At 73.2% G+C, this 15,376-nt stretch carries 9 protein-coding genes and 1 pseudogene; 1 reads left to right on the forward strand and 9 read right to left on the reverse strand.

The window, feature by feature from the left end:
• Positions 1 to 2: 2 nt before the first annotated feature.
• Complete coding sequence (gene lepA / locus DEU32_RS13395) at positions 3 to 1,850, reverse strand: translation elongation factor 4 (protein WP_114850978.1); 1,848 nt, start codon at positions 1,848 to 1,850, stop codon at positions 3 to 5.
• A 155-nt stretch (positions 1,851 to 2,005) separates the two neighbouring features.
• Positions 2,006 to 3,172, reverse strand: a complete 1,167-nt coding sequence (locus tag DEU32_RS13400; RefSeq protein ID WP_114850979.1) for a pyridoxal phosphate-dependent aminotransferase — start codon at positions 3,170 to 3,172, stop codon at positions 2,006 to 2,008.
• Positions 3,173 to 3,367: 195 nt separating this feature from the next.
• Between DEU32_RS13400 and rpsT the strand changes: the two genes are divergently transcribed.
• Positions 3,368 to 3,628, forward strand: a complete 261-nt coding sequence (gene rpsT / locus DEU32_RS13405) for a 30S ribosomal protein S20 (protein WP_114850980.1) — start codon at positions 3,368 to 3,370, stop codon at positions 3,626 to 3,628.
• Positions 3,629 to 3,904: 276 nt separating this feature from the next.
• Here the strand turns inward: rpsT and holA are convergent, their stop codons facing one another.
• The 7 genes and pseudogenes from holA to cydB form a co-directional block, all read right to left on the reverse strand.
• A complete protein-coding gene (holA, locus tag DEU32_RS17565; RefSeq protein ID WP_258554878.1) occupies positions 3,905 to 4,924 on the reverse strand; it encodes a DNA polymerase III subunit delta in 1,020 nt (339 codons plus the stop codon).
• A gap of 693 nt (positions 4,925 to 5,617) precedes the next feature.
• Positions 5,618 to 7,363, reverse strand: a pseudogene (locus DEU32_RS17570) (ComEC/Rec2 family competence protein); the annotation flags it as partial.
• On the reverse strand, positions 7,360 to 8,145 hold the full coding sequence (locus DEU32_RS13415) for a ComEA family DNA-binding protein (protein ID WP_114850982.1): 786 nt from the start codon (positions 8,143 to 8,145) through the stop codon (positions 7,360 to 7,362). The gene DEU32_RS13415 and the pseudogene DEU32_RS17570, both read right to left, overlap by 4 nt.
• Positions 8,146 to 8,237: 92 nt before the next feature.
• On the reverse strand, positions 8,238 to 10,799 hold the full coding sequence (gene leuS, locus DEU32_RS13420) for a leucine--tRNA ligase (protein WP_114851016.1): 2,562 nt from the start codon (positions 10,797 to 10,799) through the stop codon (positions 8,238 to 8,240).
• Between the two features lie 138 nt (positions 10,800 to 10,937).
• Entirely contained in the window at positions 10,938 to 12,626 is a 1,689-nt protein-coding gene (cydC, locus tag DEU32_RS13425; RefSeq protein WP_114850983.1) for a thiol reductant ABC exporter subunit CydC, read from the reverse strand.
• The gene (gene cydD, locus DEU32_RS13430; RefSeq protein ID WP_114850984.1) at positions 12,623 to 14,341 is read right to left on the reverse strand and encodes a thiol reductant ABC exporter subunit CydD; all 1,719 of its coding nucleotides are present in this window, start codon (positions 14,339 to 14,341) and stop codon (positions 12,623 to 12,625) included. Before cydD ends, cydC begins: the two co-directional genes overlap by 4 nt.
• 12 nt (positions 14,342 to 14,353) lie before the next feature.
• Positions 14,354 to 15,358 carry a cytochrome d ubiquinol oxidase subunit II gene (cydB, locus tag DEU32_RS13435; RefSeq protein ID WP_114850985.1) on the reverse strand — a complete coding sequence of 335 codons (1,005 nt, stop codon included), beginning with the start codon at positions 15,356 to 15,358 and terminating at the stop codon, positions 14,354 to 14,356.
• Positions 15,359 to 15,376: the final 18 nt, after the last annotated feature.

The raw sequence follows: 15,376 nt of genomic DNA on the forward strand, positions 1-15,376 counted from the left end.
CGCTACTTCTTCTTCTCTTCGACGTCACCCGAGAGCGCAGCGATGAAGGCTTCCTGCGGGACCTCGACGCGACCCACCATCTTCATGCGCTTCTTGCCCTCCTTCTGCTTCTCGAGGAGCTTGCGCTTGCGGGTGATGTCACCGCCGTAGCACTTCGCGAGGACGTCCTTGCGCATCGCCCGGATGCTCTCGCGGGCGATGATGCGCGCACCGATGGCCGCCTGGATCGGGACCTCGAACTGCTGGCGCGGGATCAGCTTGCGGAGGCGCTCGGTCATGAGCGTGCCGTACGCGTACGCCTTGTCGCGGTGCACGATCGCGCTGAACGCGTCGACCTGCTCGCCCTGCAGCAGGATGTCGACCTTCACGAGGTCGGCCGCCTGGTCGCCGGTGGGCTCGTAGTCGAGGGAGGCGTAGCCCTGCGTCTTGCTCTTGAGCTGGTCGAAGAAGTCGAAGACGATCTCGCCGAGGGGCATCTCGTAGCGGATCTCCACGCGGTCCTCGCCGAGGTACTCCATGCCGAGCAGGGAGCCGCGGCGCGACTGGCAGAGCTCCATGATCGCGCCGACGTAGTCCTTCGGTGCGAGGATCGCGGCACGGACCATGGGCTCGCGGACCTCGACGATGCGGCCGCCGGGGAACTCGGACGGGTTCGTGACCTCGGTCACGGTGTTGTCCTCGTTCGTGACCTCGTAGATCACGCTCGGCGCGGTGGTGATGAGGTCGAGCCCGAACTCGCGGGACAGCCGCTCGGTGATGATCTCGAGGTGGAGCAGACCGAGGAAGCCGCAGCGGAAGCCGAAGCCGAGCGCGACCGAGGTCTCCGGCTCGTAGACCAGCGCCGCGTCGGACAGCTTGAGCTTGTCGAGCGCTTCGCGGAGGTCCGGGTAGTCGGAGCCGTCGATCGGGTACAGGCCCGAGAACACCATCGGCTTCGGGTCGGTGTAGCCCGCCAGCGCTTCGGTCGCGGGCTTCTGCGCGGTCGTGACGGTGTCGCCGACCTTCGACTGGCGGACGTCCTTCACGCCGGTGATCAGGTAGCCGACCTCGCCGACGCTGAGGCCCTTCGTCGGCTTCGGCTCGGGCGAGGACACCCCGATCTCGAGGATCTCGTGCGTCGTCCCCGTCGACATCATCTGGACCTTCTCGCGCGGCTTGATCGTGCCGTCGACCATCCGGACGTAGGTCACGACGCCGCGGTAGCTGTCGTAGACGGAGTCGAAGATCATCGCGCGGGGCGATGCGTCGACGGTCCCCACGGGCGGGGGCACGGAGCCGACGACACGGTCGAGCAGCTCGGGCACGCCGACGCCGGTCTTGCCGGAGACGCGCAGGACGTCCTCCGGCTTGCCGCCGATGAGCTGCGCGAGCTCTGCGGCGTACTTGTCCGGGTCCGCGGCGGGCAGGTCGATCTTGTTGAGGACCGGGATGATCTCGAGGTCGTTCTCGAGCGCCAGGTACAGGTTGGCGAGCGTCTGCGCCTCGATCCCCTGGGCGGCGTCGACGAGCAGGATCGCGCCTTCGCACGCGGCGAGGGACCGGGAGACCTCGTACGAGAAGTCGACGTGCCCCGGGGTGTCGATCATGTTGAGCGCGAAGGTCTGCCCGTCGAGCTCCCACGGCATGCGGACTGCCTGCGACTTGATCGTGATGCCACGCTCGCGCTCGATGTCCATGCGGTCGAGGTACTGCGCGCGCATCGCACGGTCCTCGACGATGCCGGTGATCTGCAGCATGCGGTCGGCCAGCGTGGACTTGCCGTGGTCGATGTGCGCGATGATGCAGAAGTTGCGGATCGACCCGGCCGGGGTCGCGGCGGGCTCGAGTGGCGCGGATGCTTGTGGGCTCACGGTTCCTCAGGGGTCGGGACGGTCGAACGATTGTCCCACGGTTGTGCGCGCGGAGCGCGCAGCGACGGCCGACCTGTGGACGGTGCGCTCCGCACCGGGTGGTGTGGAGGACGGACGGGAGGCCCGTGGCGGGGTCGCCCCGCGCCTCCAGTCCGTCAGACGGCCACCCTGGCGGGGGCGGGCAGCGCGCCGAGGCCGCGGCGGAGGTCGTCCGCGGTGGCGGCGAGGCAGACGCGGATCCAGCCCTCGCCGGAGCGGCCGAAGGCGCTGCCGGGCGCGACCGCGACGTGCTCGCGGTGCAGGAACGCGAGGGCCCACTCCGCGACGTCACCGGCGGCGGCGTGCGACACGTCGACCCAGAGGTAGAACGCCCCTCGGGGGTCGAGGTAGCGGATGCCGGCGGCGTCGAGGACCTCCTTCGCGACGGCGAGGTTCGCGCGGTAGTGCTCGCGGGCGTCCTGCACGGACTGGTGGTCGCCGACGATCGCGGCCAGCGCCGCCCACTGGTCCGGCTCGGCGACGCAGCTGATCATCGCCTCCTGCGTGGTCCGCATCGTCGCGCCGAGGCCCTTCGGTGTCACGAGGTAGCCGACGCGGACACCGGTCATCGCGTAGGTCTTGCTCAGGGAGAAGGCGCTGAAGACGCGGTCGTCCTCGTCGAGGGCGGCGATGCTGACGTGGCGGGTGCCGTAGGTGAAGTACTCGTAGACCTCGTCGCTGATCACCCAGAGGTCGTGCCGCTTCGCGAGGGCGAGCAGGGCGCGCAGGGTGTCCTCGCCGAAGACCGAGCCGAGCGGGTTGGACGGAGAGTTCACGACGAGCGCCCGGGTCCGCTCGGTGATGCTCGCCTCGAGCGCGTCGAGGTCCGGCTCGAAGCCGTGCTGCGGCTCGAGCCGGTACGGCACCGGGGTCGCGCCGAGGATGTGCGCGTTCATCGTGAAGGTCGTGTACCCGGGGTCTGGCACGAGCACCTCGTCGCCCGGGCTGAGGACGAGGGTCATCGCCTGGAACAGGGCCTGCGTCGCGCCGATCGTCATCCAGACCTGCTCGAGGTCGACCTCGATCCGGTTCTCGCGGCGCAGCTTCTCCTGGATCGCGACACGGAGCGGGGCGATCCCGCCGTTCGGTGTGTAGTCGGTGCGGTCCTCGGACCAGGCACGGCGCGCCGCCTCGCCGACGTGCGGGGCCACCGGGACGTCCGGCTCGCCGATCACGAGCATCGCCACGTCGGTGCCGTCGGCCTGGAGCAGGGCGGCCTGCTCGTACACCCGGCGGATGCCGGAGGCGGGGACGGTGTCGATCCGGGGCGCGAGGGAGGGCATGCCGTCACGGTAGCGGCTGCGTGTTGCCGGGCGGTTTCCGACCGCGACGCTCCGGTCTTTGGTGGGACCCCGTCCTGCTGGTAGAGTTGGTGGCTGGCTTCCGCGTTCCCCGCCCACGGGTGGAACGCGATGCGACGGAGGGCCCCTCTACCCAGACGTCGCGACCACCCGGAGAGACGACAAGGAGCAACACGCATGGCGAACATCAAGTCGCAGATCAAGCGCATCAAGACCAACCTGAAGGCCCAGGAGCGCAACAAAACCTACCGCTCGGAGCTCAAGACGGTCATCCGTCACACCAACGAGGCCGTCGCCGCCGGCGACAAGGACAAGGCCACCGCGGCCCTCGTCCTCGCCTCGAAGAAGCTCGACAAGGCCGTGAGCAAGGGCGTCATCCACAAGAACCAGGCGGCGAACCGCAAGTCGGCCATCGCCAAGAAGGTCTCTGCTCTCTGAGATCATGCTCTCTGAGATCCGGCGCTCTGATCTCCTGAGTGCCGCACGAAGGCCCCGCACCGATCGGTGCGGGGCCTTCGTCGTTGCCGGGCTGCGCGGTCGATCGGGCCGGCGGGGGGGCGTGTGTACGAGCCGCGGGCGGGCACGACGCGGCACAGGCGGAAGCACGACGCGCCACGGAAGTGCGCGGTTCGGCGTGCTTCCGGTTGTGCGACCGCACGACGCGCCACGCACAGGCGCCAGCGCCGCGCGGACGAGCGGGCGCGCGCCGTCGCGTCAGCGGGCCTCGCCGCGCCGGGCGATCGTGCGGACCATGACCTCGAGCGCGTAGTGCGCGTCCCGCGAGCCGCCCTTCACCGCGGTGTCCGCCTCGGCGATGCTCGTGATCGCGTTCGCGAGTCCGGCCTCGCTCCACCCGGCGACGTCCCGCTGCGCGCGCTGGACCTGCCACGGCGCCATGCCGAGGGCGGACGCCGCCTGGCCGCTCGTGCCGCGGAAGGAGCTGACCTTCGCCATCGTGCGGATCTTGCTCGCGAACGCCGCGACGATCGGGACCGGGGCCTCCCCCGTCGCCAGGGCGTGCCGCAGCTCGACGATCGCCGGGGCCGAGCGCCCCGCGAGTGCGATGTCGGCGACCTTGAACGCGTTCGTCTCGACACGCCCGCCGTAGTACTTGTCGACGACCTTGTCGGTGATCTCCTCGGCCTCGTCCGCCAGGAGCTGCCGGCACGCGGCAGCGAGCTCCGCCAGGTCGTCGGAGAACGCCGCCACGAGCGTGCGCACGGCCGAGGGCGCGACCTTGCGTCGGGCTGCACGGAACTCAGCGTTCACGAAGTCGATCTTGTCGGTGTCGCGCTTGAGCTCGTCGCACTGGACCTCGACGCCACCGCCGACCCCGCTGCGGATCGTGTCGAGGAGCTTCTTGCCACGGACCCCGCCGCCGTGCCGCAGGACGAGCGTGACGTCGTCCGCCGGACCCTGCAGGTACGAGATGGTCTCGGTGATGAAGGCGTCCGTGCACTTCTCGACGTTGGTGACCCGCACGAGTCGGGGCTCGCCGAACAGCGACGGACTCGCGAGCGTCGCGAGCAGCCCCGGCGCGTACTGGTCGGCTTCGAGGTCGTGCACCTCGAGCGCAGGGTCCTCGCCCACGAGCAGGTCACGCAGGACGCCGATCGCGCGCTCCGCGAGGAACGTCTCCGGCCCGGTGACCAGCACCACGGGCGCGGGGCGGATCCCCGACCACGGCACCTGGTCGATCGCGGCGGAGGCGCGCGAGGGTTTCTTGGCGGGCATGCGGTCCTTCCGTCGCGGGCTGGTCGGGGATCGACGACGCGGTCGGCGGTGTGGTCGATCGGGACCCGCGACGATCCTACGGCCCGCCGCCGACTGCCCGGCGCGCACTTCCCCGGTCGGTCCCGCAGGTGCGCCGTCGTCCGGGTGCTCCGTCCAGACCCGGAGCGCCCCGGAGCGGTCACGGGAGACGACGACCGTCCCCTGCCGGTCGGTCCGGAACGCCGTCGTCCCCGCGGCCCGCAGCAGGTCGAGCGTCCGCTGCGTGGGGTGGCCGTACGTGTTCTCCTCCCCGACGCCGATCAGCCCCACCGGCGCCGCCAGCTGTCGGTAGAGCCCCGGGTCCTGGTCGGCCGATCCGTGGTGCGCGACCTTGACGACGTCGGGGTGGACGTCGAGGTGCGGACGGAGCCGCCGCTGTGCCCGCTCGCCGAGGTCCCCGAGGAAGACGCCGGACACGCAGGTCCCGCACCCGGCGCCCGCGGCCGTCGTGAGCACGACACTCGCGTCGTTGCCCGCCTCGCCCGACCCCGACGGCGGCCACACGGCCCGCCACCCCAGGGCGCCGAGCGTGCCCCCGGTCGTGTCGTCCGCCGTGCCGACCCGCGCGCCGGCGCGGCGCAGGTCCTCGACGACCCGGGCGTCCTCGGCGCGCCCGACCGGTCCGACGAGCGCACGGTCGACCAGCCCCGCGACGGCGGGCAGCGCGCCCACGTGGTCCCGGTCGAAGTGCGTCAGGACGAGCAGCGCCAGCCGGTCCACCCCGAGCAGGTCGAGGCACGCGAGCAGGCGCGGTTGGTCGTCCCCGGTGTCGACGAGTGCGATCGGGCCGTCCGGCGCCCGGACGAGCACCGCGTCCCCTTGTCCGACGTCGCACATGGCCACCGACCAGTCGGCCGGCACGCTCGTCCGCAGGACCGCACGGGGCACCGCGACCGCGCCGACGCCCAGCGCGAGCGCGACCACACCGACGAGGAGCACCGGGACCCGGAGCCGCTCGCGGACGAGCACGGCCCCCGCGACGGCTCCGCTCACGACGACCGCGGCGACGATCCCCGTCCCGCCGGCGGGCCACCCGATCGACGCCGCGGGGAGCGCGGCTGCGGTGTGCGCCACCCACGCGATCGCGGCGGCCGGCGCCCAGGCGACGCCGGCCAGGACCGCCGCCGCCGCGGGCCACGCCGGTGCCACCGTGCACGCGGCGAGGCCGAGGACCGTGACGACCGGCGCGAGCGGCTCGGTGAGCAGGTTGGCCGGCACCGCGTAGGTCGGGAACACCGGGGCGAGCACGATCGTCACCGGCCAGCAGGCCGCCTGCGCCGCGACCGGGACCGCCACCGCGGCGGCCACCGGTGGCCAGAGTCGCCGCGCGAGCAGCTCGGTGAGCGGTGGCGCGAGCACGAGGATGCCGCCGGTCGCGAGCACCGAGAGCGCGAACGCGATCGCCCGCCCGGTCCAGGGGTCGACGACGAGCATCCCGAGCACGGCCAGGGCGACGAGGGGCACGCCGCGGACCGGCCGTCCGGTCAGGCGGACGACGAGCACGACGACGGCCATCACCGTCGCCCGCAGGATGGACGGGTCCGGGCGGACGAGCACGACGAAGGCGACGAGGAGCACCACCGCCGCGACGGCGCGCACGCACCTGGGCGCGCCGAGCCCGCGGCCGACCGCCACCACGAGTGCGACCACCACCGCGCAGTTCGAGCCGGACACCGCCGTCAGGTGGGTGAGCGCCGACGTCTCCATCGCGGCTTCCGTCCCGGGGTCGAGCCCGCTGCGGTCGCCGATCGCGAGACCGCGGAGGAGGGCGGCACCCGGTTCCGGCAGGTCCGCCGTGACGGCGACGAAGGCCCGGCGGACCTCGGCCGTCGCCGCCAGCGCGCCGGTCGGTGGCTCCCGCTCGGGCTCGCCGCGCAGGAACAGCACCGCCGCGGTCGGCGAGCCCGGGTCGTCCGGCTCGACGGTCGCGCGCCCGGTGAGCACGGTCCCCGCGGGCAGCACCGTGTCGGAGGTCGTGACCACCCGCACCGGCACGGCCCCGACACCGCGCCCGTCCACCACGCGGAGCGCTCCGACCACCGAGCGGTCGCCCGGCGCGAGGTCGCGGCGCAGGTCGACCACGGCCCTGGTGCCGTGCCCGACCGCTTGCTGCAGGGCCTCGGGGTCGCGGTGCACCTGCCCGACCGCGATCGACACCGCGACGAGCACGCAGCACGCCCCCGCGGTCAGCACGACGGCGCCGACGGCCCGCACCCGCGGACGGAGCGCCTGGTGCCCGGTGATGACCCCGCCGAGCACGGCGACTCCGGCGGCGACCGCCGCGACGAGGATCGCGGACCCGGGCTGCGCGACCAGGAGCACCGCGACCACCCACGCCACGGCGACCGGGCCGGCGAACCGCAGGTCCGTGAGGACCGGACGGAGGTCGACGGCCCTCACACCCGGACCCGCTCCCGGAGCTCCGCGAACCGGGTGTCGCCGATGCCGCTGACGTCGAGCAGGTCCTCGACCGTGGTGAAGCCGCCGTGCTCGTCCCGCCAGGAGATGATCCGCGCGGCGAGGGCCGGCCCGATCCCAGGCAGGGTCTCGAGCGTCGCCTGGTCCGCCCGGTTCAGGTCGACGACGTCCCCCGCGCCGCCGGCACCGGCAGCCGAGCCGCCACCGGCGCCAGCCCCGGCACCACCGCCGGCGCCGCCCGCCACGTCCGGACCGAGCGCCGCCGGCACCTCGGTCTCGCCCACCGCGGGCACGTACAGCCGCTCACCGTCGACCACCCGGCGCGCCAGGTTCACCCGCGTCAGGTCCGCGACGTCGGTCGCCCCGCCCGCTCGTTCGATCGCGGCCTGCACGCGGGAGCCGTCCGGCAGCTCGACGACCCCCGCGCGAGCGACCGCGCCGACCACGTACACGGAGACGAGCGCCGCCGTCGGTGACGGAGCCGGCCCACCTGTCGGACGCGCGTCGAGCGACCGGGGCGCCCCCGTGCCTCCAGGCCGACCGTCCGTCCCGGCGGACGCGGCCCCGGACGCCGACCCAGACCCCGCGACCGACCCGGCCGGCCCACCGGACACCGTGACCTGCCCCGAGCGCTCCCCCACGGCACCCACGCCGACGATCGCGAGCGCGACCGCGACGACCACCGCCCCGAGCGCCACCGCCGTCCGCGGCGTCAGCGTCCAGCGTCGCCAGCGGGCGTCGGGGACCGGGTCAACAGGAGCCATGCCGGCACGTTAGGAACGCCGGACCGACGACGACGGCCCGGCGTCCGCCCCTGTGGAGGGCGACGCCGGGCCGATGCCTGTGGAGGAGGGCCTCAGCCCTTGATCGCGATGTTCACGAGCTTCGGCGCCCGCACGATGACCTTCACGATCTCGCGCTCGCCGATGTACCGCTGCACGTTCGCCGACGCACGCGCGAGCTGCTCGAGCTCGTCCGCCTCGATCGACTTCGACACCTCGAACGAGTCCCGGACCTTGCCGTTGACCTGCACGACCGCCGTCAGCGTGTCCTGCACGAGCAGCGTCGGGTCGGCCTTCCGCCAGCCGTACGTCGCGACGGTGGCCTCGTAGCCCAGCTTCTCCCACATCTCCTCGCCGGTGTACGGCGCGAACACGGCGAGGGCCAGTGCGACGGTCTCGACGGCCTCGCGCACGGCGGGGTCACCGGCGCCGGGGCCGCTGTCGATGGCCTTGCGGGTGACGTTCACCAGGTCCATGAGCCGCGCGATCACGACGTTGAACTTGAACGACTCCATGAGGCCGGGGGCGTCCGCCAGGAAGCGGTGCGTGACCTGCCGGAGTGCACGGTCGCCGTCGGCCCACACGGCGTCGGGCGACGACGTGACGTCGGTCGCCAGGCGGTAGGCACGGGCGAGGAAGCGCGCGGACGCCGACGGAGAGACGTCCTCCCAGTTGATGTCGTCCTCCGGCGGGCCGGCGAAGCCCATCACCAGGCGGATCGCGTCGACACCGTTCGCGTCGAGCTCGTCGCCGAGCGAGACGCCGCCCTTCGACTTCGACATCTTCGAACCGCCGGACAGCACCATGCCCTGGTTGAGCAGCGCCGAGAACGGCTCGGTGAAGTCGAGGTACCCGAGGTCGAACAGGACCTTCGTGACGAAGCGGGCGTAGAGCAGGTGCAGGATCGCGTGCTCGATGCCGCCGATGTACTGGTCGACCGGGGCCCACTTGCGCGCGACTGCCGGGTCGAACGCCTGCGTGTCGTCGTTCGCGGCCAGGAAGCGCAGGAAGTACCACGACGAGTCGACGAACGTGTCCATCGTGTCGGTGTCGCGCAGCGCCGGCGAGCCGTCCACCGGGTTCGGCACGTTCACCCAGTCGGTGGCGCCGCCGAGGGGCGAGGTGCCCTTCGGCTTCAGGTCGAGGCCCTCGGTCGACGGCAGGCGCACCGGCAGCTGGTCGAACGGCACCGGGTGCTCGGTGCCGTCGGCACCGTGGATGATCGGGATCGGGGTGCCCCAGAAGCGCTGGCGCGAGATGAGCCAGTCGCGCAGGCGGTAGGTCTTCGCGGCACGACCGGTGCCGCGCTCCTCGAGCAGGCCGATCGCGGCGGTGATCGCGTGCTGCTTCGACATGCCGTCGAGCGGGCCGGAGTTGATCATCCGTCCCTGGCCGGTCAGCGCCTCGCCCGTGGACACCGGGTCGAGGGCGGGCAGGTCCTCGAGCGTCGCACCCTCGGGGATCACCGGGATCGCGCCGGTGACGGCGGCGTTGGTGTCGACGACGACCTTGACGGGCAGGTCGAACGCCCGCGCGAAGTCGAGGTCGCGCTGGTCATGCGCCGGGACGGCCATGACCGCACCGTGGCCGTAGTCGGCGAGCACGTAGTCGGCGGCCCAGATCGGCAGACGCTCGCCCGTCAGCGGGTGGATCGCGAAGCGGCCGAGCGGGACGCCCGTCTTCGGACGGTCGGCGTTCTGCCGATCGATCTCGGAGGTCTTCTGCGTCGCCGTCAGGTACTCGTCGAACGCGTCGCGCACCGCGGGCTCAGCGGAGGAGACCAGCGACGCCGCCAGGTCGGAGTCCGGCGCCACGACCAGGAACGTCACGCCGTGGATCGTGTCCGGGCGCGTGGTGAAGACGGTGACCGGCTCGTCGCGACCCTCGATGACGAAGTCGACGTCGGCACCGACCGAGCGGCCGATCCAGTTGCGCTGCTGGGCGATGACCTTCGCCGGCCAGCGGCCCTCGAGCTGGTTGAGGTCGTCGAGCAGGCGGTCGGCGTACTTCGTGATCGCGAAGTACCACTGCGTCAGCTTCTTCTTGACGACGACGGCGCCGGAGCGGTCCGAGGTGCCGTCGGGCAGCACCTGCTCGTTCGCGAGCACGGTCTGGTCCACCGGGTCCCAGTTGACCCAGCTGTCCTTCCGGTACGCCAGGCCCTTCTCGTACATCTTGAGGAACAGCCACTGGTTCCACTTGTAGTACTCGGGGTCCGAGGTGTGGATCTCGGTCGTCCAGTCGAAGGACGGCGCGTAGCGCTTGAACGACGCCTTCTGCTGCTCGATGTTCGCGTAGGTCCACTCACGCGGGTCGACCCCGCGCTTGATGGCGGCGTTCTCGGCGGGCAGCCCGAACGAGTCCCAGCCGATCGGGTGCAGCACGTTGAAGCCCTGCTGCCGCCAGTAGCGCGCCACGAAGTCGCCCAGCGCCCAGTTCTCGGCGTGGCCCATGTGCAGGTCGCCGGACGGGTACGGGAACATCTCGAGGATGTACTTGCGCGGGCGGCTGTCGTCGAGGTCGGTGGTGAAGAGTCCGAGCTCCTCCCACCGCGGCTGCCACTTCTCCTGGATGCGCCGGAAGTCGTAGGCGTCGGGGTCGACGGGTGCCTGCTCGGTGGGGTGCTCGGTGGTCACGGTCACCCAGCGTACAAGGCCTGGAGGCACGGCTCGGCCCCGCCCCGCACCGTCGCTCCCGCCACCGGGTCGCGCCCACCCCGGACCGCGGGCCACATCCGTCACGACGCCCGTCCGGCCCCGCCTCCGGCCCGCGGCTCACGCCGAGACGAGCCGCCCGTCCCGCATCCGCAGCGTCCGGTCCACGAGGTCGGCCGGCACCGGTACGTGCGACACGACGAGCACCGTCCGTCCGGCCGACCGCGCCGCCCCGACGAGGTCGCGCAGCACGGCGTCGCCGAGGTCCGGGTCGACGTCCGCGGTCGGCTCGTCGAGCACGAGCACCGGGAACGCGTGGAGCAACGCCCGCGCCAGGGCGAGCCGGTGCGCCTGGCCGCCGGACAGCAGCGTGCCGCGCTCCCCCGCGGGTGCGTCGAGTCCGCCGCGTCGGGCGAGCCAGCCGCCCAGGCCGACCCGTTCGAGGGCGTCGACGAGCTCGGCGTCGGTCGCGGTGTCGCGGGCGAAGAGCAGGTTCTGCCGCACGGTCTGGTCGAACACGAACGGGTCCTGCTCGACGAGTCCGACCCGGGCGCGCACGGCGTCCGGGTGCAGCCGTCGCGCCTCGACGCCGTCGAGCGTGTACGAGCCCTCGTGGTCGACGAACCGGACCAGGGCGTCGACGAGCGTGGACTTCCCCGCACCGCTCGGCCCCGCGAGGACGACGACCTCGCCGGGTCGCAGGTCGAGGTCGACCCGGTCGACCGCGGGTGTCCCGGCACCGGGCCACCGCACCGTCAGGTCGCGGAGGGCCACGGTCACCGGCCCGTCGACGGTGAGCTCGTCCACGGTCGCGGGCTCGTCCGGCTCGGGGACGATGCCGGCCGGCACCGCTGCCGGGACGACCTGGTCCACCCGCTCGGCCGCCGCTCGGACCCGACGGAGCGTCAGGACGGCGAGCGGCACACCGCCGACGACCTCGAACAGGGCCAGCGGCACGAACACCGCGAGCGCCCACAGCGGTCCGTCGAGCGCCCCGCGGACGACGGCGGGCGCGCCGACGGCCAGGGTGCCGACGACCGCACCGCCGCCGAGCAGCCCGACGATCGCCCCGACGAGCGACTCGACCCTCGCGCGGCGCCGCACCGCCCGCGTGACCCGGTCGTCGAGCGCCGCGATCGTCGCGAGGCGGTCCGGCAGCGTGCCGTAGGCGGCGAAGACGTCGAGCGTGCGCACGGTGTCGAGCACGAGGTCCGCGACGCGGCCGCGCTCCGCGGCGGTCTCGCGGTCGGACCGCCGGGCGACCGCGAGCGTCACGACGGTTCCGAGCAGCGCAGCGGCGCCGAGGGCGAGGAGCAGCACGAGCGCGGCCGGCCACCAGACGAGCGCGACGGCGACCACGGACAGCACGGCGACGACCCCCGCCGACACGAGCGGCCCGACGACGCGGATCGGCAGGTCCTGCAGGCGGTCGGTGTCGGTCACGAGCCGCGTGAGCAGGTCGCCGCGACCGGTGCGGCCGAGCCCGGCCGGGGCGACCGACGCGAGCCGGCGGTACATCTCCGTCCGGACGACCGCGAGCTGCCGGAACGACGCGTCGTGCCCGGCGAGCCGGTCGACGTAGCGCAGGGCGGCCCGACCGAGGGCGAACGCCCGGACGCCGACCATCACGAGCGTCAGGTACAGGATGGGCGGCTGCTCGGCGGCCCGAGTGATCAGGTAGCCGCTCGCCGCGAGGAGCGCGACCGCGCAGAGCGCGCTGGTCGTGCCGGCGGCGACCGCCTTCGCCCAACCCGCACCGTGCGGCAGGGCGAGCCGCAGGACCGACGTGCGCCGTGCCTCCCGGATCATGCCTGCACCGCCCGTCGGGCCGTCACGGTCGTGGCGCCGTCCGCGTGCAGGTCGACGCGCACGTCGGCCGCGGCGAGCACGGCCGGGCGGTGGCTGGCGACCACGACGACCGCCCCGTCGTCCGCGAGGGCGCGCAGGGCGCGCACGACGGTCTGCTCGGCCTCGGCGTCGAGCGCCGACGTCGGCTCGTCGAGCAGGACGAGCGGCGTCCGCTCGCGCCGTGCGCGGTACAGCGCGCGGGCCACCGCGACGCGTTGCGCCTGGCCACCGGAGAGGCCGGCTCCGCCGGGTCCGACCGGGAGGCCCGGGTCGAGTCCCAGCCCCGCCTCGCCCAGGGCGCGGCGCACGTCGGCCGTGTCGGGTCGCGAGTGCAGGGCGACGTTCTCGGCGACCGCGCCCCGGACGAGGCGCGGCCGCTGGTCGGCCCACGTGGTGCGCTCGGCGACCGACCGCGTCGTCGGGACCGTCCGGTCGGTCCCGGCCGGCACGGTGACCGTGCCGGCGTGCGGGAGCACGCCGCGGATCGCGGCGACGAGGCTCGACTTGCCGGAGCCGCTCGGGCCGGCCAGCGCGACGACCGTGCCGGGGGCGGCGCGCAGGTCGAGCGGGCCGATGACGGTGTCGGGGCGGGTCACCGTGAGGCCGGTGAGGACCAGGTCGGTCCCGGGGTCCGCCGGCTCGTCGTGGTCGGGCACGCGGGGGACGACGCCGTGGTCTGCTGCGCGGTCGTCTGCTGCGCGGTGGTCTGCTGCGCGGTCGTCGAGGACGTCGAGGACGGCTGCGGACGCCTCGACGCCGTCCTGGGCTGCGTGGAAGTCGGCGCCGACCTGCCGGATCGGTGCGAAGGCCTCCGGTGCGAGGACGAGCACGAACATCGCGGCGCCCAGGCCGAGCGAGCCGTCGACGAGCCGGACGCCGATCGACACCGCGACGAGCGCGACGGACAGGCTCGCGGCGAGCTCGAGCGCGAAGCCGCTGACGAACGACAGGCGCAGGACCCCGAGGGTGCCGCGCCGGTACTCGTCGGTGACGTCGCCGATCCGGCCGACCTGCCGGCGGGCGCGTCCGAACACCTTGAGCGTCGCCAGGCCCTCGACGGCCTCGCTGAACGCGCTCCCGAGACGGGCGAGGGCATCGGCCTGCCGGCGCTGCAGTGACTGGGTCGCGAGCCCGATGAGCACCATGAACACCGGGATCACCGGCATCGCGAGCACGATGATGATCGCGCTCGTCAGGTCACCGGCCCCGATCGCGAGGAGCAGGACCGGGGTCGCCACGGCGGTGAGGGCGAGCTGCGGCAGGTACCGGCCGAAGTAGGCGTCGAGCGCGTCGAGCCCGGGACCGAGCGTCGTCGCGAACCCGGCGCTCGACCGGTCCTGCAGCCACGCCGGTCCGAGTTCCGCCGCGCGCGCCAGGACGGTCGCCCGGAGCTCGCTCTTCACCCGCGCGCCCGCCCGCGCCGCGAGGTCGTCGGTCGCCCACGCGGCGACCGCCCGCACGACGAACGCCGCGCCGAGCAGGGCGAGCGTGGGCGTGAGCGCGGTCGGGACGACACGGTCGCGCACGCCGTCGACGCCGAGGGTCACGGCGGTGGCGACGCCCCAGGCGATCGCGACGGTGGCGAGCGTCCGGACCAGTCCGGTGGCCGCCGACGCCGCGACGGCCCCGCGCGCCGTGCGCGACAGGCGGAGCAGTCGGGGGTCGAGCGGCTTCACGGCGGTGCCCTCCTAGTGCGCGGCCTGCGCGATGTGGGCCCGGGAGACGCGCTTGCGGAACACCCAGTACGTCCAGGCCTGGTAGGCGAGCACGAGCGGCACGAAGATCAGCGCCACCCAGCTCATGACGGTCAACGTGTAGTTCCCGCTCGACGCGTTGTACACGTTCAGGCTGTTCGCCGGGTCGTTCGACGCGGGCATGACGTCAGGGAAGATCGCGGTGAACATCGCCAGCACGAACGCGGCGATCGTGACGGCCATGAGCGTGAACGCCCGGCCCTCCTTCCCCCACGCCGAGCAGAGCACCGCGAGCACGAGGGCCACCGCCGCGACGACCGAGAGCACGAGGCTCGCCGGGGTCGCACGGACGAACGCCATCGCGACGAGGAACGCCGCACCGACGACGATCGTCAGCACGCCCGCCCGGGTCGCGAGGCGCTTCGCCCGCTCGCGGATCTCGCCCTCGGTCTTCAGCGCGACGAACACCACGCCGTGCGTGAAGAACACCAGCAGGGTCGCGAGTCCGGTCAGGAGCGCGAAGGGGTTGAGCAGGTCGAGGAAGGTGCCCGTGTAGTTGTGCCCGGCGTCCATCGGGATGCCCCGGACGACGTTGCCGAACGCGACACCCCACAGGAACGACGGGACCGCGCTGCCGACGACGATCATCAGGTCGAACCGGCGCTTCCACGCCAGGTGCTTCTCCTGGTGCCGGTACTCGAACGAGACGCCGCGGGCGATGAGCGCCGCGAGGATCAGGAGCAGCGCCAGGTAGAACCCGGAGAACATCGTCGCGTACCACTCGGGGAACGCCGCGAACAGGCACGCCCCCGCGACGATGACCCAGGTCTCGTTGAGGTCCCAGACCGGGCCGATCGTGTTGATGAGCACGCGGCGGTCGGTGTCGTCCCTGCCGAGGAACGGCAGCGACATCCCGACGCCGAAGTCGAACCCGTCGAGCACGAAGTACCCGACGAAGAACAGTCCGACGATCGCGAACCAGAGAACGGGGAGGTCCATCTCAGACAGTTTCCATTT

The organism is Curtobacterium sp. AG1037 (assembly GCF_003349855.1).
Classification (GTDB): Bacteria; Actinomycetota; Actinomycetes; order Actinomycetales; family Microbacteriaceae; genus Curtobacterium; species Curtobacterium citreum.